The sequence below is a fragment of the Rhodococcus sp. 1163 genome, assembly GCF_002091985.1.
GTDB lineage: Bacteria > Actinomycetota > Actinomycetes > Mycobacteriales > Mycobacteriaceae > Rhodococcoides.
In genome coordinates, this window is record NZ_MKKX01000030.1 from 92,809 (window position 1) to 115,515 (window position 22,707).

Annotated in this window: 14 protein-coding genes; 5 read left to right on the top strand and 9 right to left on the bottom strand. The window is 64.1% G+C overall.

Annotation, left to right across the window (positions count from 1 at the left end; translation table 11 throughout):
- Window positions 1-1,284, bottom strand: a complete 1,284-nt coding sequence (locus tag BJD99_RS12610) for a YibE/F family protein (RefSeq protein WP_084347187.1) — start codon at window positions 1,282-1,284, stop codon at window positions 1-3.
- A 305-nt stretch (window positions 1,285-1,589) separates the two neighbouring features.
- Window positions 1,590-2,843: a pyridoxal phosphate-dependent aminotransferase gene (locus tag BJD99_RS12615; RefSeq protein ID WP_084347188.1), complete on the bottom strand. Its 1,254-nt coding sequence runs from the start codon at window positions 2,841-2,843 to the stop codon at window positions 1,590-1,592.
- Window positions 2,844-2,931: 88 nt separating this feature from the next.
- Here BJD99_RS12615 and BJD99_RS12620 point away from each other — a divergent pair, with 88 nt between their 5' ends.
- Window positions 2,932-3,639 carry an SOS response-associated peptidase gene (locus tag BJD99_RS12620; RefSeq protein WP_084347189.1) on the top strand — a complete coding sequence of 236 codons (708 nt, stop codon included), beginning with the start codon at window positions 2,932-2,934 and terminating at the stop codon, window positions 3,637-3,639.
- Window positions 3,640-3,704: 65 nt separating this feature from the next.
- Window positions 3,705-5,615, top strand: a complete 1,911-nt coding sequence (locus BJD99_RS12625; protein WP_084347190.1) for a prolyl oligopeptidase family serine peptidase — start codon at window positions 3,705-3,707, stop codon at window positions 5,613-5,615.
- 94 nt (window positions 5,616-5,709) lie between these two features.
- On the opposite strand, the gene BJD99_RS12630 is transcribed toward BJD99_RS12625, so the two are convergent.
- Both BJD99_RS12630 and BJD99_RS12635 read right to left on the bottom strand, forming a co-directional pair.
- Complete coding sequence (locus BJD99_RS12630) at window positions 5,710-6,648, bottom strand: hypothetical protein (RefSeq protein WP_084347191.1); 939 nt, start codon at window positions 6,646-6,648, stop codon at window positions 5,710-5,712.
- A 144-nt stretch (window positions 6,649-6,792) separates the two neighbouring features.
- Window positions 6,793-10,185 carry a (Fe-S)-binding protein gene (locus BJD99_RS12635; protein WP_084347192.1) on the bottom strand — a complete coding sequence of 1,131 codons (3,393 nt, stop codon included), beginning with the start codon at window positions 10,183-10,185 and terminating at the stop codon, window positions 6,793-6,795.
- A gap of 552 nt (window positions 10,186-10,737) precedes the next feature.
- Here BJD99_RS12635 and BJD99_RS12640 point away from each other — a divergent pair.
- Together BJD99_RS12640 and BJD99_RS12645 are read left to right on the top strand one after the other, a co-directional pair.
- Window positions 10,738-11,415 carry a hypothetical protein gene (locus tag BJD99_RS12640; protein WP_084347193.1) on the top strand — a complete coding sequence of 226 codons (678 nt, stop codon included), beginning with the start codon at window positions 10,738-10,740 and terminating at the stop codon, window positions 11,413-11,415.
- Window positions 11,416-11,801: 386 nt separating this feature from the next.
- Window positions 11,802-12,872, top strand: coding sequence for a GNAT family N-acetyltransferase (locus BJD99_RS12645; RefSeq protein WP_179142317.1), 1,071 nt, complete (start codon window positions 11,802-11,804; stop codon window positions 12,870-12,872).
- Window positions 12,873-12,895: 23 nt separating this feature from the next.
- On the opposite strand, the gene BJD99_RS12650 is transcribed toward BJD99_RS12645, so the two are convergent.
- From BJD99_RS12650 to BJD99_RS12670, 5 genes are all read right to left on the bottom strand, one after another.
- A complete protein-coding gene (locus BJD99_RS12650; RefSeq protein ID WP_179142318.1) occupies window positions 12,896-14,212 on the bottom strand; it encodes a S1 family peptidase in 1,317 nt (438 codons plus the stop codon).
- A gap of 76 nt (window positions 14,213-14,288) precedes the next feature.
- Complete coding sequence (locus BJD99_RS12655; RefSeq protein ID WP_084347195.1) at window positions 14,289-15,356, bottom strand: hypothetical protein; 1,068 nt, start codon at window positions 15,354-15,356, stop codon at window positions 14,289-14,291.
- On the bottom strand, window positions 15,353-16,474 hold the full coding sequence (locus BJD99_RS12660; protein WP_084347196.1) for a hypothetical protein: 1,122 nt from the start codon (window positions 16,472-16,474) through the stop codon (window positions 15,353-15,355). The genes BJD99_RS12655 and BJD99_RS12660 overlap by 4 nt, the downstream gene beginning before the upstream one ends.
- Window positions 16,475-16,571: 97 nt before the next feature.
- Window positions 16,572-18,647 carry a helix-turn-helix transcriptional regulator gene (locus tag BJD99_RS12665; RefSeq protein WP_084347197.1) on the bottom strand — a complete coding sequence of 692 codons (2,076 nt, stop codon included), beginning with the start codon at window positions 18,645-18,647 and terminating at the stop codon, window positions 16,572-16,574.
- Window positions 18,648-18,655: 8 nt separating this feature from the next.
- Complete coding sequence (locus BJD99_RS12670; RefSeq protein ID WP_256895652.1) at window positions 18,656-20,422, bottom strand: Hsp70 family protein; 1,767 nt, start codon at window positions 20,420-20,422, stop codon at window positions 18,656-18,658.
- Between the two features lie 256 nt (window positions 20,423-20,678).
- On the opposite strand from BJD99_RS12670, the gene BJD99_RS12675 reads away from it, so the two are divergent.
- Window positions 20,679-22,676 (top strand): IniB N-terminal domain-containing protein, encoded by a 1,998-nt coding sequence (locus tag BJD99_RS12675; RefSeq protein ID WP_084347199.1) that lies wholly within the window; start codon window positions 20,679-20,681, stop codon window positions 22,674-22,676.
- Window positions 22,677-22,707: the final 31 nt, after the last annotated feature.

The window sequence follows — 22,707 nt, forward strand, 5'->3', positions numbered from 1 at the left end:
CTAGCGAGAGTGCCTGCCTGCCTTCTTCACAGGCGTCTCCGAAGGCTCCGGCGGTCCTCCCGGCCGGGCGAGCATAGCCGCGATGGCAGTGGTCAGCGGAACGGACAGCGCCAGCGCGATACCGCCGACCGAAGAGCGGACGATCTCGATGGCCACGGCGTCACCGGTCAGAACATCCTGGATGGAGCGGCCGGTGACGCTGAACAGCAGCAGAAGTGGAAGCGCCCCACCGGCATACGCCAGCACCAGGGTGTAGACGGTGCTGGCGATATGGTCACGCCCCACGCGCATCGCGGAGGAGAAGATCTGCCGTCGCGTCGTCGTTGCGTCCGCCGAGGCGATCTCGAATGCAGTCGACGCCTGGGTGATCGTCACGTCGTTGAGGACGCCGAGCGACCCGATGATGAACCCCGCAAGGAGCAGTCCGGTGATGCTGACTTGTTGGATGTAGGCCTGAACGTCGGTGTTCTGTTCCTCCGACAGCCCCGTCAGATGGGTCATCCGAATCGCAACATAGGACAACACAGCCGCCAACGCCATCGACATGAGAGTTCCGAGGAGGGCAGAACTCGTCCGCAGATTGACGCCGTGCGCAAGGTAGAGAACGCCGTACAGAATGACAGCACCGGAGACCAAGGCGACGGGAATGGCAGGTGCGCCGTCGAGAATTGCAGGAAGCATGAATCCGACGAGCACGCCGAACGCCACGATCAATCCCAGCAGCGCACGAAAGCCACGCCACCTCGCAACGATGCAGATGACGACAGCGAATACACCGACGATGACTGCGAGTGGCAGTCCGCGGGCGTAGTCGTTGAACGAATACTGGGTGGTTCCGGTGGGATCGGTCTGCCGGACCAGCCGAATGCTCTCACCGGTGCGAAGGTCCGGTTGACCGGGGCCCGGTACGACTTCGATCAGGGTCCGCGTGCCTGCATTCGGTCCCGAGTCGATCGTGACGATGCTGCGTTGGCAGTCGTATCCTGCGCTCGCAGGTGGCGTCGGATTACCGGTGAAGACACGTCCGGAAGAGGCGCTGCCGCAGGGCCCGATGTCTTGCGACACAATCGTGCCCGCTTCGCTTTGGACCGCGCGACCGCCGGAGGTATTGAACGGGAGCGGTACGTCGACGTGCTGCTGGCTCGGCCACAGTGCAATTGCACCGCCGATCACACATAGTCCGATCGCGACGAGAAGCCCCACCACTATCCGTGCAGCGACGGGTCCGAGCGGTGCGGGTGTGTTGCTATGTCCGTGCCCATGACCATGACCGTGTGAATCCACGGTGACACAGTATCGGGGAGCGGCGAGCGGTCTGCAGCCTCATCGGATCGGGATGCTGCAATCTGGCTTCCGTTATGGAGCTCGGTGGCGGGGAGCAGGGGGGGCGTCCCCCGCCACCTTCCTGATCGCCCCGGGGGGGTGGGGTACGACCAGTGCTCGGGCACGCGAGGTGCCGTACGCCAATGTACAGATCTATAGCCGACTTGGCAGGAGCATGGAACTGTTTTATATGTCACTTTTCAATTAATTTCCCTACTTTACGGTCAGCTACGGAACTGGAACCCGCAAACCCCGAACCGGTGACCCTATTGCTTGTACGAAGCAAGAAAGTTGCCGAACCGTTCGATCGCCTCCGAAAGATCACGCGCCCACGGAAGCGTGACGATGCGCACATGGTCGTGTCCGGGCCAGTTGAAACCGGTGCCCTGCACCACCAGGATCTTCTCCTGCAACAACAGATCCTGGACAAGCTTCTCGTCGTCGTAAATCTCGTGTACTTCCGGGTCGAGGCGCGGAAATGCGTACAGAGCACCGCGCGGTTTCACACACGAGACGCCGTGGATCTCATTCAACTTCTGCCACGCGACGTCACGCTGCTCGAGCAGTCGGCCGCCGGGAAGAATGAGATCACCGATGCTCTGATGTCCGCCCAGCGCCACCTGAATCGCATGTTGTGCGGGCACATTGGGACACAGTCTGGTCGACGCCAACAGATCGATACCTTCGAGGAATCCGGCCGCATGGGCCTTGGGTCCGGTGATCGCGAGCCACCCTGCCCGGTACCCAGCCACCCGGTACGCCTTGGACAGCCCGTTGTACGTCAAGCACAGCAGATCGGGAGCAAGGCTTGCCAACGACGTGTGTTCGGCGTCGTCGTAGAGGATGCGGTCGTAGATTTCGTCGGCCAACAGTAGGAGCTGATGCTTACGAGCCAGCTCGACGATGCCCCGCAGGATCTCCTTCGAATACACCGCACCGGTCGGGTTGTTCGGGTTGATCACCAACAGCGCCACCGTCTTGGGCGTGATCTTCGATTCGATGTCCGCGAGGTCGGGGTTCCACTCGTTTTCCTCGTCGCAGATGTAGTGCACGGCCTTGCCGCCCGCGAGCGTCGTCATCGCCGTCCACAGTGGGTAATCGGGCGCCGGGATCAGGACCTCGTCACCGTCGTCGAGCAGTGCCTGCATCGTCATCGTGATGAGCTCGGACACGCCGTTACCCAGGTAGATGTCGTCGACGTCGAGTTCGGGGAAGCCAGGTTCGAGCTCGTAGCGCGTGACGATCGCACGCCGGGCGGACAGAATGCCCTTCGACTCCGAGTAGCCCTGCGCATACGGCAACGCGGCGATCATGTCACGGACGATGACATCGGGCGCCTCGAAACCGAACGGCGCAGGGTTGCCGATGTTGAGCTTGAGAATCCGATGGCCTTCGGCTTCCAGTCGCGCCGCGTGGGCGTGTACCGGGCCGCGGATCTCGTACAGCACGTTCTGCAGCTTGGTCGACTGCTGCAACGTGCGATGTTGACGCGTCTGATGGTTCGCCTGCGGTTGGTTCACCCCTCTATCGTGCCAGGTCGGTGCCCAGCACATCCAGGCATAGTGGACCAGGCCTTTCTTGTCGGTGCGGGATGCGACAATTTTCTTTATGTGCGGACGGTATGCCAGTACCCAGAGCGACAATGACCTGCGGGCAGTCTTCGACATTGCCGAGACCATCGGCGAAGAGCTGCCCCCGGCGTACAACGTCGCGCCCACGCAGACAGTGCGGACCATTCTCGAGCGCGCACCCAAAGACGAGCCCGAGGCCGACGCCGTCCGTCAGTTGCGTTCGGTTCGCTGGGGTCTGATCCCGTCGTGGTCCAAGGACATCAAGATCGGTAGCAGGCTCATCAACGCAAGATCCGAGACGATCACCGAGAAACCGGCGTTCAAGAAAGCAGCAGCCCGTAGGCGGTGCATCGTCCCTGCCGATGGCTACTACGAATGGGAGAAGCGCGACGGCAAAAAAGTGCCCTATTTTCTGCACTCCAGCGGGGTTCTGGAGATGGCCGGCTTGTACGAGCTGTGGCGTGACCCGTCGAAGTCCGAGGAGGACCCGGATCGATGGGTCTGGTCGGTCACGGTGTTGACGGCTCCCGCCGCGGACGCACTCGGTCACATTCACGATCGCTCTCCGGTGATCGTGCCGGAGTCCCTTCGGGCCGCTTGGCTGGACCCGGCGATGACCGATCTGGGTTCGGTCCAGGAGATGCTGGCCGCTATCCCCGAACCCAGCTTGGTGCCCTACGAGGTCAGCTCGATGGTCAACAGCGTCAAGAACGACAACCCCGATCTGCTTCAACCGGTCGGCTAGTTCCGTCGTCGCCGACGCGAAGGTGAGCACGGCGACGGGGGAGTGACTCACCTACCCTGGTCGGTGTGACCCCTGCAGCGCTGCCCTTCGGTTCCTGGCCATCCCCGATTTCCGCCGTCGATCTCTCCGCCAGCGGACACCCCGTCGAAGGGGGTCGGTTCGTCGGCGATGAGGTGTGGTGGTCGGAGATGCGGCCGACCGAGGGTGGGCGCACCACCATTTGCCGCATCGAGAACGGTGTCGTCACTTCACTACTGCCCGAGCCTTTCAACGCGCGCACCCGTGTTCACGAATACGGGGGTGGGGCGTGGACCGCGACCGATGACGGTCGGATCGTGTTCTCGGAGTTCTCCGATCAACGCGTCCATATCGGCAAGCCCGGTGAGACGCCGGTGCCGTTGACCCCGGCGCCTGCCGTGGCGGCAGCGGTTCGATACGGCGAACTGTCGATCGTCGGCAACGAAGTGCTGGCGGTTCGCGAAACCCATGACGGGGCGAAGGTTTCCCGCGACATCTGCGCGATCGCACTCGACGGTTCCGGCGTTCGATCGCTGGCCTCGGGATCGGACTTCCTGGCGTACCCGAGGCTCTCGCCGAATGGGAGCACACTGGCGTTCGTCGCCTGGAACCACCCGCAGATGCCCTGGGATGGAACCGAACTCCGAATCGTCGATCTGGCCACCGGAGTGTCTCGAACAATCCTCGGCGGTACCGAGGAATCCGTGCTGCAACCGGAGTGGATCGACGACGAGTCGCTGTACGTCATCAGCGACCGATCCGGATGGTGGAACCTGTACCGGACATCCGTCGACGCAGACGTAGTGGCTTTGCATGCAGCGGATGCGGACTTCGGCGCTCCGCTGTGGCAGCTCGGCGCGCAGTGGTACTCGGTGCTCGACGACGGAAAGCTGTTGACGGTCAGGACCTTCGGCACCGATACACTCGGCATCCTCGATCCGGTCACCGGATCGCTCGACGACATCGACCTCGGCGGGCTCACCTCCATTTCCCTCGGTGGCCGCCGCGGATCGTCCGTGCTGTTGCGCGCGGGCGGTGCACACAGTGCCAGCGGGCTGAGGCTGTTGGATCTCGACACCCGCTCGCTGGTGGAAATCCGCTCGGGACGAGAGACGATTCCCGACGCCGACTACCTCCCGCAGGGCGAGTCGATGACCTTCCAGGGCCCACAGCGCGAGGTCCATGCGATCGCCTATGCGCCGCGCAACCCCGACTACCGCGGGCTCGAAGGAGAACTGCCGCCTTACGTGGCTTTTGTGCACGGAGGTCCGACGGCCCACGTCGCGCCCGCGCTCAACCCGGTGTTCGCGTACTTCACCAGCCGCGGAATCGGAGTGATCGACGTCAACTACGGCGGATCGAGCGGATACGGGCGGGAGTACCGTAACCGTCTTCGCGGGCAGTGGGGAGTCGTCGACGTCGAGGACACGATTGCGGCAGTGCAAGGGCTTGCCGATGCCGGTCTCGCAGATCCAGCCAGGCTCGCGATCGAAGGCGGGTCGGCAGGCGGGTGGACCGTCCTGGCGGCGCTCACATCCTCGGATGTATTCGCCTGCGGTGCTTCGTACTACGGAGTTGCCGAACTGGAAATGTTCGTCGCCGAAACTCATGACTTCGAATCACGGTACATCGACAGCCTGATCGGACCGCTCCCCGACGCGATCGACCTGTACCGCAGCCGCGCACCGATCAACAACGTCGAAGGATTGTCCTGCCCAGTGCTGTTGCTGCAAGGGCTCTCCGACCCGATCGTCCCGCCGTCACAGGCCGAACGATTCCGGGATGCACTCGTACACAAGGGTATTCCGCACGCATACCTGGCGTACGAGGGTGAATCGCACGGCTTCCGCAAACTGGAGACGCAGGTTCACGCGCGAGAATCCGAACTATCCTTCTACGGTCAAGTGCTCGGCTTCACCCCGCCCGGGATCCCTCAGCTCGAATTGTGGAGGCCCTGAGCGTCGTTCGGGTTGAAGTGCGCACCCTTTTGGTAACCGGGACCGGTTGTTCGCGTCCGAGCGTGGGGGTGCGCTTTGGAAAAAGGGTGCGCGCTCAGCGGGCTATCGCGGTCGGCGGTGGCGACTTGGCCGCTCGTAGCGCTGCGGCTTCGATTCGTCGACGAATCTCGACCGGCGCGGACAGGTCCGCCCACGTCAGACGGACTACTTGAATTCCGGCGTCGCGTATCGCGTCCTCTCGAAGCTTTTCGCGCCACACCACCTCGTGTGCGGTCGAACCTTCGGGGACTAGTCGTCCGTATTTGATCTTGCCGTCGAACTCACACGCCGTCGTGATGGCTCGAAGGTAGAAGTCGACGCGTGCGATCGATTTACCCTGCACCACAATCGAAGTCTGCAGCTCGGGAAGGTAGCCGAGTTCGGTCAGCGTCACTCGAGTTCGAGATTCCCCGACGCTTTCCGCGCGACCGTTCATGAAGTTGGCCACCCGTAACCCGGCTGCGTTCCCGGAATGAGTCGGGCGGAGATCCAATGCGTTCACCACCTCGGCCGAGGTCAGATTGTGTAACCGGGCGGCTTCGTCGGCTGCGCACACCGCAGGCTCGAAGTTTTCGGAGCGCGCAATATCGGCGATGGTCCGTTCGAGACTCGTCACTCGAATACCGTCGACATCCACTATCTCGTGCGGGTGGTACGGCGAACAGTGGAGGACGCGAACCGAACTCGTGCGCGCTCCACTTCTTCGATTGCGTGTCACGTGCACTTTCCTCAAAGGAAGACCCCACGCCGACAGGCCATGGACGACGGCCGCCGAGACGTGACTGAGCACGGCGTCGGGGGTGCGAGCCGCGCCCAATACTGCCTCGGCGATCACGCGGTGCTTGTCGACGGCACCGAGCGCGTCGAACTCGTCTCGGCTCACGAACGCTCCTGGGCGCAAACGTTTCCACGACTCGGTTCGGCAATAACGCTGTAGTTCGGAGTCGGTGATTCCGCGGGTGAGGGCGTCCTGCCGGCGAACGATTCGGGTCACGTGCTCATAGTCGTCAGCGATCCAGCTCAGGGCAATAGCCTGTGTATGGACCTGTGGATAACGAGAGCGTGCAACCCTTTTCACAAGTAAACCCCCATTCTCTGAGGCGAGAAAGGGGGTGCACTTGCGAAAAATGGTGTTCGGTTACTTCTTTCGGCCCGGAGCCTTCGCGCCCGCTCGGAATCCGAGACCGCCCGGCTTGGCGGCTGGGGGAGCAGGTGCGTCACCGTTCGACGGCTGGGTACTCTCGTCTGCCGATGCTGTCGGCTCCTTGGCCTCGGCGTCGGTAGCCGCTGCAGGCTCAGCTGCAGTAGTCGACTCGGCGTCGGTAGCCGCTGCAGGCTCAGCTGCAGTAGTCGACTCGGCTTCGCTCGACACTGCGGGCTCGGACTCGTCAGCGGCGGGTGCCTCTGCTGCCGGTGCCTCAGCCTTTACTGCCGGAGCAGCCGGCTTGCCCGGTGCCTTGGCGCCTGGCTTCTTGTAGCCGGACTTGACTGCCAGACCCTTGGCCTTGACGGTCGGCTTCGATTCGACGGCCGCCGAAGCTTCGGTCGCTGCCGGTGCCTCGGCCGCTGGTGCCGAAGCCTCGACCGCCGGTGCCTCAGCCGCTGGTGCCTCAGCCTCTGCCGCCGGTGCCTCGACTGTCGGAGCAGCCTCAGCAGCTGGCTTGCCCGGTGCCTTGGCGCCTGGCTTTTTGTAGCCGGACTTGACTGCGAGACCTTTGGCTTTGACGGTCGGCTTCGATTCAGCAGCTGCCGGTTCCTCAGCCGCAACCTCTGCTGCCGGCGCCTCGGTGGCCTCGGTGGCCTCAGCCGGCTTGCCCGGTGCCTTGGCGCCCGGCTTCTTGAAGCCGGACTTCATGGCAAGACCCTTCGGCTTGACGGTCGGCTTGGTCTCCGTCGCTTCTGCCGAGGATGCTGCTGCCGACTCACTTGCCACCGGTGCTGCAGCTTCCGTTGCCGAAGCTTCGGCAGCCGGCGCAGCAGCCTTGGCGCCGGGCGCCTTGCCCTTCACCTGAAGACCCTTGCTACCTGGTGCTTTCGCGCCACCGGCCATACCGAGGCCCTTGGGCTTGGCTGCTGGCGGCGCGGCTTCTGCCTTGGGCGCGGCAGGTGTCGCTGCAGCTCCCGGTGCCTTCGCTCCCGGTGCTTTCGCGAGGCCCTTCATCTTCAGGCCACCGGCCTTGGGCGCCGGAGCTGCCGGTGCGGATGCCGACTCTGCGGGCTCTTCGACGGGCTGGACGCGCTCGGCTTCTTCGACCTCAGCCGCGTCCTCGGTGACGATGTCCGCCTGTGCAGGCTTCTCCCGTGGAATCACCTTGATGTTTTCGCCCAGAACCGAAGACTCGACGCGGGTGATCGACTCGAGCATCAGCTGCGCGACGTCGACGACCTCGACACCTTCGTGTTCGCCACCCTCTTGGCGTGCGGTGACGCCGTCGGTGAGCATGACGCGGCAGAACGGGCAACCGGTCGCGATCTTCTTCGGGTTCATGCTGAGCGCTTCGTCGACCCGCTCGATGTTGATGCGCTTGCCGATGTTCTCTTCCATCCACATGCGAGCGCCACCGGCACCACAGCACATGGACCGTTCGCCGTGTCGCGGCATTTCCTTCAGGTTGGAGCCCGAGGCTGCCATGAGTTCACGGGGTGCGTCGTACACCTTGTTGTGACGTCCGAGGAAGCACGGGTCGTGGTAGGTGATGTCCTGGCTGACCGATGCCACCGGGATCAGCTTCTTCTGCCGTACCAGACGGTTGAGTAGCTGAGTGTGGTGAACGACCTCGTAGTCGCCACCGACCTGCGGGTACTCGTTGCCGAGCGCGTTGAAGCAGTGCGCACAGGTGACGACGATCTTTCGCTGCTTCTGCTCGACGCCGTCGAACAGGTTGTTCAGCGTCTCGATGTTCTGCATCGCGAGCTGCTGGAACAGGAATTCGTTACCTGCGCGGCGTGCGGAGTCGCCGGTGCAGGTCTCGTCGGCGCCGAGGACCATGAACTTGACTCCCGCAGTGGCGAGAAGCTCTGCGACGGCCTTGGTGGTCTTCTTGGCGCGGTCCTCGTAGGCACCGGCGCAACCGACCCAGAACAGGTACTCGTAGTCCTGGAAGGAATCGGCATCCTGCCCGAAGACGGGGATGTCGAAGTCCATCTCGTTGATCCAGTTGAGGCGGTCCTTGGCGTTCTGGCCCCAGGGGTTGCCCTTGTTCTCCAGGTTCTTGAACAGGCCTGCGAGCTCGGACGGGAACTCCGATTCGATGAGCACCTGGTAGCGACGCATGTCGAGGATGTGGTCGACGTGCTCGATGTCCACGGGGCACTGTTCGACGCACGCGCCGCACTGGGTGCAGCTCCACAGTGTCTCGGGGTCGATGATGCCGCCGTCGATGGCCTCGGCGACGAGCTTACGATCGGCTTCGTCACGGGCTGCCTGCGGAATTGCATCGAGCTTGGCCTGGTCGGGTTTGCCGTCGGCGTCGACGAGTCCGATTTCGTCGCCTGCCATGTCCTTCTTGCCGCCGGCGAGAAGGTATGGGGCTTTCACCTGGCTGTGATCGCGCAGCGACATGATGAGCAGCTTGGGTGAGAGTGGCTTGCCGGTGTTCCAGGCGGGGCACTGCGACTGGCAGCGACCGCACTCGGTGCAGGTGGTGAAGTCGAGCCAGCCCTTCCAGCTGAAGTCCTCGATCTTGCCGGCGCCGAACGCGTCGACGTCGGGATCGGCCTCTTCCATCACGAGGACCTTGCCGCCGGACATCATCGGCTTGGCCGCGCCGAGTGCAGCGGTGCCGTCGTCTTCACGCTTGAAGTAGATGTTGGGGAACGCGGTGAAGCGGTGCCATGCGACGCCCCAGTCGATGTTCTGACCGACGTAGTAGAGCCAGATCATGCCGGACATCAGCTTGATGAAAGCGAAGACCGAGACCATGACGACGCTGGCCGGGAGGATCTTGGCCACGTTCATCGTGAAGAAGTCGGTCCACGGGTTCGCGTGGCCGTAGGTGGCGATCTTACCTGCCTTGACGAAAACCATGCCGAGACCCTCGACCAGAACAACTGCCTCGACGAAGTAGGCAGCGCGGAATCGGGAGCCGGCGAAGCGCGACTGACGCTCGGCCTTGCGGGGGTGATTGAGCTGGCGAATGGTGATGAGCACGAGGATGCCGACGACGGTGCCGATGCCGAGGATCTCGTCCATCAGGTGGTAGATGGCCCAGTTGCCGAAGATGGGCCAGTGGAACTCGGGGTTGAACGTCTGGCCGTATGCCTCGAACCAGAAGATGGCTCCGAGCATGAAACCGACCATGACGAGCCAGTGCGCCCAGCCGACGGTGCGGAACTTGACCATTTTGGTGTGTGCGGCGAACTCGACGATCATCTGCTTGAAGCGAGGGATGATCGGGCGCCAGCGGTCCGGAGCGGGTTGCCCGAGGCGCACGATGTTGAACATCTTCAATCCACCGCGGATGAAGGAGTACCAACACACGAGACTGAGCAGCGCACCGAACGTGCCCAACGAAATCGTCACGGCGTTCATGTAAGCGGCCTTTCGTTATTTAGGCAGCGGGGGAGCTGCCTCGGGTCCAGCCCGACAAGCGTACGACTTTTCAGGTTACTCGCCAGTAACAAGGTCTGTGTACTGACGGGTAACTTGGCAACGCGGAGATCGCTCTGCGCTGGTGGATCGCCGGATCGTTCAACTTTCCGGTGGGCTGGACCGGTCGGTAGCGTCCGTTCTGATGGTCACGTTATGCGTAGGGCGAACGCGGGTGTTCGAGAAGGCAGTCCTAAGTTCGCTCGCAGTGCGCTGACTGGGCGTTCGGATCGACGGTCGCCGACACCCGGTTCTACTCCACATTCGGTACGAAATCGTGTCCTTGACTATGTGTCGGAGGTTCAATTGTGACAATCGAGAACTGTTGCGACTCGAAAAGAACGCGAGACTATAACGATCGGTCGAGTTGTAGGTTATGCTGCTGCCGCACCGACTAACTCGCGGATTCGGTCTTGGGGTGTTTCTGCGTCTGCGGGGCAGCTTTGTTCGACAACAGCCGGGCTCGATTTGCATAGAAACGGAAACAATCTCCAGATGAAACTCAGCAAAATGGTCGTCACATCGGTGTTCGTTGCCGCGGCGATGGGGCTCGCCAGCGGAACAGCCTATGCAGATCCGACTCCGGCGGCGCCCGAGGCGCCCGCACAGGACATCGGCTACGAGTCGAACCTCGAAGATCGCACCATCGTCACCACGATCGATGCGGGTGTCTTCAAGGTCGCCGACGACGGCAAGACCGTCGATGTGCTCGATCAGGCTGAGAACGTCGTCGTCACGCTGCCGCTCAGCTTCAATCTCGGTGGCTTGAGCTTCCCGTACGAGCAGAACGTGGACAACGACGGCAAGACGCTCCGTCTCGTTCCTCAGCTCGATCTGAACAAGGCCTCGGCCAACTCACGCACGCTCGGCGCAACGCAGGTTGCTTCGACCGAGGAAAACCTCGTCGCACAGCAGACCTTCGTGACGCAGCTCGGAATTGCTAGCGCGATCGGTGGATTCACCGGTACGGCAATCGGTGCGATTGCTGGTGCAATCATCGGCGCTCCGACTCTTGCCGGAGTTATTGCAACAATTCCGATCGGTGCAGGCGTCGGTGGAGTTATCGGCACGATCGTTGCCGGTGGACCGACACTCGTCATCGCAGGCATCGACCTGATCAATACTCTGAACGCTGCTCCGGGAACCTCGAAGTACGCAGACAGCGTCAACTGAACACTCTCGACATAACATCAGCCCGCCACCTCCATGGAGGTGGCGGGCTGATGTGCGTTCGAGGTCAGCCGAATCGAATACCGGGGTCCGCCAGTTGGATTCCGTTGATCACGATCGTCACCAGGTAGCCGATAAGGTCGAGTCCGACTCCGATAAGTCCGAGCATGAGTGGATGCCTTCCGTTCGAGTGAAGCGGTACAGGTGTACCTGAAAGTCTCGCTCTGATCATACGATGAATGTTCGTTCAAGCACCACAATGCCGATCGAATTGACCACTGGCAGAGCAGGTGTCGGCCCGCCGTGCGTGTGGACGCCTTCAGTCCAACGTGTCGGTTGTTCGGATGAATGTTTTGGTTTTCTTTGCAAGCTCTTGGTACTTTGCTTTGGTGGATACAGGCGTCACCGCAGTTACGATGCATGTCCACTCCGAGCCCTCGTCCATCGAATCCGAGTGGTCTGCGCTCGCTGACCGTGTCGGGACGGTGTTCTCGTCGCGGCCGAGCTTCGTGGTCAATGTTGCGCGTGCGTTGAAACTCGACTTCGAATTGGTGGCGATTCGTCGAGATGGGCGGTTGGTTGCGTCGGCGGCTTTGTCTCTGGTGCGCCGAGGGCCGTTCACTCTTGCGAAGGTGATCGGCACCGGTTTGGGAGTGCCGATCGAATTTCTCAGCGAGGACCCCGAAGCCTCCGACGCGTTGCTCGACGCCATTGCGTCCCTCGGCTACATGGTGGATGCCGATTCCATGATCACGAACGATCCCACTGTGTGCAGGCTCGCGCAGCACCCGTCGTGGACAGTGGACATGATGGTGCGTGAACGGGTCCCGGTCATCGATCTGGCTGTCGGACAGAGAGCCTCGGATATTCGAAGTGCGAAATCGCTGAAGCGGCTGCGCCAATACCGCAGCGAGGTGCAGCGTCGGTCGTCGTTCCGGGTCGAGGAGATTACCGAGGTCTCACATCTGGACGCTCGGTGGAACGACATCCTGGAGGTAGCGGTCCGCGGGATCGCCGGCACCACGAAGATCAACTATCTGACTGCGCCGCATGGCGACTTCGCTCGTGACTTCCTACGGAGTGAGGCGCGAGCAGGCAGGCTCTGCATTGCGGGTCTGGTGATCGACGGGCAATGGGCTGCCCACGAGATCGGGCTGCGAACGGGCTCACGGATGGAAGGGTGGCTCACGCACTACGACCCGACAGTCGGACGGTGCCAGCCCGGCCATCAATTGATCGAGTGGTTCACCAACAATCACGATGAACTGGGCGTCGACGCACTCGATCAGGGAGTTGGCGTCAACGAGATCAAATCAGCTTGGGCCACATCGGATTACGAGCTCGTTCGAGTGTCGGCGGTACCGACTGCTTGGGTCATGTCCGGGGTGCTGGTCCGACTTCTTCGCCAGCTTCCCCCGGCCCTCTCGCGCATTCGACGATACGTCCAGCGCTTTCCCTGACTCGAGGTCGGAGCCGACTATCTTCAATCGAGCGAGGCGGTCCTGACAGTCGTGCCTGTTTCTGCTGCAACCTGATCGATAGGGATTCCCAAGCTTGCCGTGCCACCGAACTGTGCGAGTGCAAGGTTGGCCTCGGTGCAATCCGGTGCGCCGCCACTGTTGGAGCCGCTGGTGATTCCCAGAGCGAGCGTCCCGGTCACGACGGCGCCACCACTGTCACCCGCGAGAGTGCATGCGGTACTTGCGAAGCCGCGCACGGTCCGGCTGGTGCCGTCTTCCATGAACAGTTGGGTCTCGACGCGGTCTGCGGCAACTACCCCACAGGTGAACGAAGACGACTGACCGGACTTGCAAACGGGAGCTCCGACGACGGGGGAGGCAGTGCCGGTGATGGTCACCGTGCTGCCGTTGGCTCCGCGGACGGTCGGCTTGTCGAGACCGGAGGAGGTGCCGTTGTCGTTCAGCGAGATGACCGACCAGTCCAGTGCGCTGGGGGATCCGAGGCTGGACTCGGCGAAGGTGCCGATCTGGGTGCTCTCGTGCACGTTGGCCGGGTTGGGCAGGTAGACGGGTGCGCCGCCTGCGCCGGTGGCAGCATTCGGATTGCAATGCCCTGCACTGAGATTGACCGACTCGCCGGAGCCCGATGTGGCGTTGAATCCGAAGGAACAGACGCTGATATCGGTGGGCGCGGTGTCCTTGATGGGGCCCGAGGTGGTGACGTAGGTGTCTCCACCCATCGGTGTTGGATCGGTGGGCTTGGGTCCACCCGGCGACAAATTGACCTTCAGGTTCGCCAGCAGTGTCGGAAGGTTGAGCGCGCTGCCGATGGGACTGTTCGCGAGGTCGATGACGATCTGATTGTCCAAAACGTCGATCGAAGTGCCGTTGACCTGACTGGCGACCTCGCGGGGCAAGGTGGAGATCCAGTTGTTCAGGTCCGAGAGGGACCGCTCCAGCCCGTCTGCTGAGACGGGGGCCTGCGCGGAGTCGTAGCCGTCTTGTGCCACGGCATGGGCGGCGTCCTGAGATGTCACTGCGACGACTGCCTTGCCGTCGGGACCTATCCAGGCACCGGCGAAGTCGCCTGGTCGGTTGGCGCGGAAGTCCGTTGCGTAAGTGGACAACTCCTGCGCACGGGCTGCGCGATCGAGGTACTCCTGGGGAGAGATTTTCAGATCGCGTTCTACAGCCTCTGCGAGTTCACGCGGCAACTGATCTGCGGCAGACTGGTCGACTCCGCTGTCGGGCTCGGCCGAGGCCGGTGCAGAGAAGGTACCGAAGAGTAAAAACGCCGTCGAACAAACCACCGCTGCGCGCAGTGCCCCCGTGTTACGCATGAAATCCCTTCATCAGGTGCTGACCGTCAGCGCCCCACCTTAGGCCATAGATCACAGAAAATTATGAACGGTATGGTCAGCGGCCCGGAAGGGAAAGATCGGGAAACGTGAAGTCGGGAAAAGTCAGCCGTGGTGGCAGCGTTTTCGTCGGCGGGAGTGGTAGTGAGGGTTCCACCGGTTCGGGCTCGACGGTCTCCGGAGCGGGCGGGGGGAGCGGCTGCGCCGGAATCGACTCGACGATCGGCGGCGCAGGGTTCGGCGGCGCCGGGGTCGGCACCGATTCAGGGCTCGGCAATTCGCTGGGTGGGGCGCCGAAGGTCGGGATCGGCACAGCAGCGGCGGGGACAGGTGTCGGCGACGGTTCGGTTGTCGGTGTGGAGCCCGCATCGGTGATCGTCGGTGGAACGACGTCGGTTCCGTCGCTGAAGGCGCCCATGGCCGAGGCGATACCGATCGAGACGAGAACGAGCGCGGCGGCGGCCGCTGTCACGATGGCGATGGGGCGCTTGGAGTTCGGTGATTCCGTCGACTGTGGGCTTTCGGGCGACGGCGGAACCTGCACCGGGAGCGCCTCGGAGAATGCCAAGGCGGGCGCGGGAGTGACGACGGGCAGTGCGTCGGTATCGGCCGAATCTGCGGGAACCGGGTACATGGCTTCGACGATTCCCAAAGCGCCGCGGGTGACGGTGACCTGATCGAGGTCACCGGAGCTCGATCGAAAAAATTCCCGTGCAGCGGCCTCGTCCGAGATCAGCGTGACCTGCTCGAGGGCGATGCGGTCGAGGGCGTCCCGCACCGAGTCGATGGCGTGTGAACTCCACGTGTTCGGGTGGGTCAGGACTGCGTGCGGCACGGTGCCATGGTGCTCGGCGGTCACCGTGTTCACGAGGCAGAAGGCGGCGGTCGCGACGAGATCTTCGGCGCGGAACTCTTGACCGCTGTCCTCGGGCTCGTCGACACGGCCGAAGAATCCGACGAGGGGCGTCGAGTCCGCCGACGCATCGGCTCCGAGTCGCGCGGCACCGTCGCCGGAGTAGGTCAGTACGGTGTCGGTGACGAACACCGACGGGTGCTCGCTTCGGTTACGTCGATGGACTGCCACCGACACCCCGTCGGCGATCGTCATCGCCAGGTATCCGGTCATGGTGTCGGCTTCAGCATGGTGTTGTCCTGCTGGCTTTCCGGGGTGGTGCCGCCGGGCTCCGTCGGCTTCTCCTCATCGATCGGATCGGTCGGCTTCTCCGGACTCGGCACGGTCACCTCCGGCTTGTCGACGTCCGGCTCCACGGTCTTCGGTGTGGTCGTTTCCGGCTCGGTTTCGACCGAGGTCTGCGGGGCGGGCTCGGTCGTCGGAGGCGTGATGACGACGTCCGAGGTCCGAGGCGGTTCCGGGGGCGTAGTGGTGGGCGCAGGGGTCGGGGCAACGATCTGTTCGGTCGATGGTTCGAGGAACGGTACGACCGTGGAGAACGGAATCTGCGAACTCGGACGGACGATCGGAACGGTGGCCTCGGCGATCTGCGCGCTGTCGATTTCTGGAATCGACGGCCCGGAAGTGTCCTGAATCAACAGTGCCGTCAGGCCGGCGCCGAGCGTCAGCAGGGCTGCGAACGCGGCCGCCGCAAGGATGGGGGTGCGTGTCCATAGGGGGCGCACCGGTGTTCGCAGCGGTATTTCCTCGGTCACGGCCTCGATCGGGAACTCGGCGGCGAGCACTGCAGCGCCACGTGCGGCTGCGATACCGGAATCCGATCCGGCCCACCTGACGTCGAGTCCGCCCGCCCAGGCGGCGCGCGCCTCGGTCTCGGAGACGAGTGCGACGTGGTCGAGACCGACGCGGCTCATAGCCATCCGCACTGCCGAGACCTGCTCCGCCGTCCACCGAGCTGGGAATGTCGCCGCCGCTGCGAGCGTGTCCACCGGGGTACCGATGGACTGGGCGACGTCGGCGAGAAGGCACCGAAGTGCCATCGCGACGAGATCGCCGGGGGCATGATCGCTCGATGCTTCTTCACCGATCGCGTCGACGAATCCGGTGAACTCGACCGCATCGGGGTCGTCGGTTCGACCGAGCGAGGCCGAACCGTCGGCATGGACGTAGAGAACAGTGTCGTGCAGGGAGGCGACGTGCAGTGAAGGACTCGAACGCGCCGCTCGCGATACCGCTGCGATTGCGCGCTGATCGTCGATGTACATGCCGACGTCGGGTAATGCCTGTGCGGGCGGATGGGCCTGCGCCGGCTCGGCGGACCGATTGATCATCGCTACTGCTACCTCGTCGTCTACATATGCCTTGTGGGCGGAGTACTGAGATAGATGTCGTGTGCAGGACCGCAGAAGTTACACAACCCGCGCACCACTACACAGTAGTTCCGTAACCCATCCCACGCAGCATCGACAGCAGTTCCGAGCGTGAGCCTGCACCGAGGCGCCGCTTGATGCGCGCGACGTGGTGTTCGACGGTCTTGGCAGAGATGTAGAGCCGATTGCCTGCCTCGCGGTAGGTGATGCCGAGGACCAGCATTTCCGCGACGTCTGCCTCGCGTGCGCTGAGCGCACCTTTCGGTTCTGCGGTTTCCGCGGTCGGTGACGCGACGGGCTGGCGAAGTGATCGAGCCACCTGGAGCAATGTGGTCGCGGCTCGGGTGTCGGCGACGCGCAGTGCGGCTTCGCCGGCGAGGCGGGCGCCGTCCCACGGCAATCCGAACTGGGTGAGCGAGTGGGCCGCGGCTTCGGTGTCGGACACGTTCGGATGGCCTTGCAGTACGCCCAACCAGGCGCGACCGGCGGATGCGAGGGCGGCGCTGTACCGGTTCGATTCGGCTGCCGAGGCGAGTGCCCGCGCATGCGGAACCAGTTCGGTGGGGTTCTCGGCAGCGATAGCGGCCTGAACTCCGTACCAATGAAATGCCGACGCCCAGGCGCTCGGCTCCTCCAGCCCTGCGAGTACGGAATCGACCTGCGCAAGCAAATGCGTCATGCGGTCGGGTTGACCCACCCGCACGGACCCGAGCCAGAGTTCGCCGATCGGTAGCAGCGAGAACAAGTCGGCCGAGTATTCGGCGATGACGTCCTGCGCATCCTCCCACGCATTGATCAGTGCCCCTCGGTCCCCGGACCGGCGGGCCAACCCGACTCCGATCGCATGGAAGAAGAGTCGATTTCGACTGTGCGAAGACGGGATTCGCATCGTCTCGATGCGGGCGGCTGCTGCCGCCGTATCACCGGACAACATGCTCGCCCAGGTGTGGAGCAATGCAATTCTGGTGCCGCTCGGATGCTGCATAGGTGCGGTGGACCGCGACACCAGCGATTCGACGCGCGCGAGATCACCACAGTGGAGCGCGAACAGGATGGCGGTTGCCGACGCAGTCTCGGGGGCCGATCGCCTGACGTCGGCGCCGGACAGTGACACCGCGCGCATCAATGTGTTCGTCGCAGCAGTGGTCTCGGCCGTCGACTCCGCAGTGATGGACTGCCGTAGTCCACCGGCCAGCAGGGTCAGCGCAGCAGTCGCCGACGTGGGCGGTGCTGTGGTCGCAGCCGTACCGGTAGGCACGACGCCTGCCACCGAGGCGACGACGGCGGCCAGTGGGGCGTCCGTGCCGGCGCGGTCGGGGCCGAGCCACTCGTAGAGTTGACGTCCACGCTCGGTCATGCCCCGCTCGGCAGCGACGGTCGCCGATGTCCTTATCGCTGTTCGCAATTCGCCCGCAGTCACCGAGTCGCTGTGCTCGAGAATGTGATCACCGAAATGCTCGGCTGCATCGAGATCGCCGAGCACCGCTGCTACATCGGCCCTTCGCGCAGCCAAGGAAAGTGGTTCGGCGCCCGCGTCGACGGCACACGAATACAGCGTCGCTGCCGATTCGGGCTCTGCGCGATCAGCTTCGACGGTGAGGAAGTGCGCCAACTGCGGATGTCGAACTCCTGCACCGGCGATGGACACTGCCATGTCGGTGTCGAGAGTGTCTGTCTTGCAACGATATTCGACCAGTGCGGTAAGTATCTCGGAAAGTCGAGGCGCGCCGAGTGTAGCGAGTAATGCCTCGGTGACACCGGACAGTGAGGGAGGTTCCTGCGCCAATACGCCTGCTGCTACTGCACTCTCGCGCACTGCTGCCGGATCGGCTGCTCCTTCGGTTGGTTCGCTCAGCACCTCGGTGTCGGATTCGGCGCCGAAATGAGCCAGCGCGACCACACTCTGCTCGGCGCGGGTCAACGCAGCGAGGTACGCCACTCGATGAGCATGGACAGCGTCGACGACGACCTTGGTGACCGACATGTCCGCGTCGACGCGTCTGCTGGCCTCCAGTGCGACGTCGACGGCATTCTCACATCCACCGGTGGCGGTCAGGATGGTCCCGGCCAGCGCACGAGAGATCGGTCTCCCAGCATCGGTTGCCCGGGCGGCGATGTCGGACTTGGTCAGCACGAAAGATGCTACTTGTTGCCGAGCAACGGGGGCACGAGTCCGACGATGCCGCCGACGGCATCGCCCGTGCCCTGAACGACACCACCGACGCCCTGACCCACACCTTGAAGCACGTTTCCTGCAGCACCTCCGGCGTCGGACAGTCCTGGACCGGTGTACGTGGGCGGTGTGTAGGCGGGCGGGGTGTATCCCGGGAGCTGCGGATTCGGTGCGGGCACATTCGGCGCAGGCACATTCGGCGCAGGGACGCCCGGTGCTGGGGCAGGGGCGCTGGGTGCGCCGACTTCGGCGGCCGGAACGGCGGATCCAGGAGCGGAGACGATCGAGCCGTCAGCGGCGATAGCCGTTCCCGGCGCCGGGATCAGGGTGCCGTCGACGGCGACGGTCGGAGCAGGTAGACCGTTTGCGGGCGTGCCCATTTCGGCGACAGTGGCGGCCGTTGCCGCCGACGGACTGGCACCTGTGCTGTTCTCCGACACCGAATCGACCGGCGCATCCTTGGTGGTCAATGCAGTTCCTACCGACAATCCGCCACCGGCGATGACCACGAGCGCGGCAACGGAAGCGAAGACGATACCGACCTTCCTGCGGCCGGATGTTCCGGTCGATTCGGTAGCGGACGCGGCGGCGGACGATGCGAACGCCGGGCGCGGCGCGGGCCGGGTGAGCGCGACGGCAGCGGCGACAGGGGCGTCGAGGACGGCCGCGCGGGCAATCTCGTTGGCGAGCAATGCTGCGCCGATGGCGGGGATGCGGTCGGGATGCGGCCCGGTGACCACCGGAACACGCATGTGCGAGGAAACAAGTTCGGCGACAAGGGGAATGCTGGAGCTGCCCCCGATGAGGAGGACCTGAGTCACATCGGAGACATCGAGGCCGGAGGTGTGCAGTACGTCGCGAATCAGCTCGATGGAATCGAGGACCGGGCGGCGGATCAAGTCTTCCAGTTCGCCACGGACGAGACGGGTCTCGGTGTGCACAGAAGGAAGGTCGATGGTCAGCGTCGTCGCCGTCTCGGAAGAGAGTTCTTCCTTCGCCTCACTGCAGCGTGCGCGAAGTTCGACGAGGGCGCCGACAGTATCGGGATCGAACGGGTCGAATTCGAACGAGGCACTACTGGCCGCGGTGTCGAGGACGTGCTCGGTGATCAGGTGATCGAACTGTGCTCCGCCGAAGTCGGTGGAGTTGGCTCCGGCTCCGATGGTTCCGGATTCGGCGCCGGTGCGCATCAGGGTGATATCGAGGGAGGAGGCGCCGAGGTCGTAGATGACGACGAGGCCGTCGCTCGCTGCACCGCGTGAACCCTCGAGCCAGCGCATCGCCGCCGCCGAGTCGGGGACGAGCGTCGCGTCGGGAACGCCTGCACGTTCCAAAGCGCCGCGGAGCACGTCGGTCGTATAGGTCGACCACCGGTCGGGATAGGTGACGACGACGGTGGGATCACAGGCGGCGCCCGCGCACGCTTCGGCAACAAGGGCCCGCGTGGCAGTGGCGAAGAGGTCCTCGGCCTGATGCGATCGTCCGTCCTCGTCGATGACGGGAACGGGGTCTCCGACGCGGTCGGCGAATCCGCTGATCAGATAGCGGTTCTGGCGATCCTGGCGCCCGGCGAGGCTGGGAGCGGCACCGGGGCGAAGGTCCAGAGCGGACCGGCGAGTGACGGTGAGCATTGCCTCATCGGTGGCGAAGTCGCGGGGCGCGTGGGGATCCTCGGAAGTATCGAGGGCAGCCACCGAGGCAGCTGTTCCAATCCGTATGCCGAGCCCTGCGCTCATATTCATCTCCGGCTTCTTGTTCGATCCGCACGTCCTATTCGATCTTGTGTCGGAAGCATCGCAACTTTCGTTACGTCTCACAGCAGGTGAAACGGTTTTGGCGGGGAAATCCCCTAACAGCTCCGAATCCCCTAACGGCTCACCCCTGGGCCTGCTGGTCCGACTAGGGGGATCGGCCCCGTTCTGCCGGGGATCGGCGGCACATAGCTTTGTGATCAACCACGAAAGACCGAGCAAAAGAATGGAGCCACTTCACATGGCCACCAACGCAGTACTCGACTTCATCCTCAGCCTGCTTCGCGACGACAAGGCAGCTGCCGCATACTGCGCCAACCCGGATATCGCGCTGGCCACGGCAGGGTTGGGCGATGTGTGCCACGCCGACATCGTCGCGGTTGCCCCCCTGGTAGCCGAGTCAGGGCTGTTCGCAGGAGCAAGCTCGCAGCTCTCGGCCATCCTCGGTGCGGGCGCATCGGGAGGCATCGAAGGCGGCCTGGCCGGTGGTGGCGCAATCGGCGGCGGTATCGGCGGTGGACTATCGACCGGCCTTGGACTGACAGCCGGTGCCGTCGCAGGCGGAGGGCTTGCAGGTGGCGGACTCATCGGAGGCGACATCGGTGGTGGTGTAGGTGGCAGCGTGGGCGGAGAGGTCGATCTGGCCGGTGACATCGCGGTCCAGATCGGTGCCTCGCTCAGTGCAGCTCTCGCCGCAGGCGGACACATCGGAGCCGACCTCGGCGCAGCATTCGGCGCCGCACTCGAAGTTGCCATCGGCGCAGGTGGATCGATCGACCTCGGTGGCGCGGCAGATATCGGCGGCGCCCTGACCGGACTCATCGGTGGCGGAATCGAGCTCGGCGGCGAGATCACCGGAGCGTTCGACGCAGCGCTCGATGCCGCATTCGGTGCAGTCGGCAGCATCGATCTCGACGTCCTTGCCGGTGTGGACGGTGCCCTGAGCGCTGCACTCGGCACAGTGTTCGGCGTCGGCGGAACCATCGGAGCCGATCTCGGCGCTGCGCTCGGTGACGTCTTCGGCACCGTGATCGGTGAGGCCGCACTCGATCTCACCGGCGATCTCGGTGTGGCATTGAGCGCCGGCCTCGGACTCGGAAGCGACATCGCGGTCGGCCTGGGCTCGGCACTCGACGCGGCGTTCAGTGCAGGCGGGGGAATCGGCGTCGAACTAGGCGGAGCTCTGGAGGGTGTCCTCGCCGTCGACGGTGACCTCGGCGGCACCCTGGGCGCAGCGCTCGGTGCCGTACTGGACGCCGGCGCATTGGCAGACCTCGATCTCACCGCAATCGCGAACGCCGACATCGGTGTCCTCGTCGGCGGCGCCCTCGGTACTGCCCTCGATCTGGACATCAGCGTCGTCGGCAGCCTGACCGCTGCGCTGAACACTGCGATCGACGCTTCGGGCGAGGCAAGTGTTGCGACCACACTCGAAGGTGTTCTCGGCGGTGCATTCAGCGTGGGCGGCGAGGCGGGGGCAGGCCTCGGAGCGGCCTTCGACGCTGTTCTCGACACGAGCGGTGCACTGGATCTGAGCGCAGTCCTCGGTGGCGGTACCGAACTCGAAGCAACCCTCGACGGTGCTCTCGGATCAGCTCTCGGCGCCGCAGGGGGCGTCGCAGGATCCGGCGATCTCGACCTCAGTGGTCTTACCGGTGCAGGCGTCACCGGTGGAATCGACAGCAGCATCGCCGTCGGCGAAGCAGGCGCGGGGGTCTCCGGTGGATTGTCCGGGCTTGCCGGGCTGGGCGGCGGCCTTGCCGGTGGGCTCGGCAGCGCGGGCAGTGAGCTGGGTGGCTCGCTGACCGGTGCGCTCGACGGCGCAGCAGCGGGTGCAGTGGACATCGGCGGCGGCGTAGCCGGAACCATCGACGCCGGCGCATCCGCTGGTGCCGACGCGGCTGTCTCCACGGGCGCAGAGGTAGCAGGCGCACTCGGTGGTGGGCTCGGTTCGGTTGCGGATCTGTCCGCCGATCTATCTGGTGCCGCTGCCGGTGGAAGCGACATGGTCGGTGCAGTCCCCGGCGGCATCACGAGCGGCGCGTCCGGATCGTTCGATTCGACTTCGGCCTTCGATTCGAGCGCCTGGTCCGGTGTGGATTCGAGCATCTTCGGACAAGCACAGTCCGACGCGGGTCTGCACTCGGACGCCGGTCTGCACGGAGACTTCGACAGCTCGGCACAGTCGGTCGCCGACCTGTCGACCGGTGATCACCACACCGATCTGCTCGACCCGTAACCATGCGGTTGTAGGTGGCCCCGGGCGGTTC

Coding starts and splice junctions, on each gene's coding strand:
- BJD99_RS12620 (WP_084347189.1), top strand. CDS start 2,932: ATGTGCGGACGGTATGCCAGTACCCAGAGCGACAATGACCTGCGGGCA.
- BJD99_RS12635 (WP_084347192.1), bottom strand. CDS start 10,185: ATGAACGCCGTGACGATTTCGTTGGGCACGTTCGGTGCGCTGCTCAGT.
- BJD99_RS12640 (WP_084347193.1), top strand. CDS start 10,738: ATGAAACTCAGCAAAATGGTCGTCACATCGGTGTTCGTTGCCGCGGCG.
- BJD99_RS12650 (WP_179142318.1), bottom strand. CDS start 14,212: ATGCGTAACACGGGGGCACTGCGCGCAGCGGTGGTTTGTTCGACGGCG.
- BJD99_RS12655 (WP_084347195.1), bottom strand. CDS start 15,356: ATGACCGGATACCTGGCGATGACGATCGCCGACGGGGTGTCGGTGGCA.
- BJD99_RS12660 (WP_084347196.1), bottom strand. CDS start 16,474: ATGATCAATCGGTCCGCCGAGCCGGCGCAGGCCCATCCGCCCGCACAG.
- BJD99_RS12670 (WP_256895652.1), bottom strand. CDS start 20,422: ATGAGCGCAGGGCTCGGCATACGGATTGGAACAGCTGCCTCGGTGGCT.
- BJD99_RS12675 (WP_084347199.1), top strand. CDS start 20,679: ATGGCCACCAACGCAGTACTCGACTTCATCCTCAGCCTGCTTCGCGAC.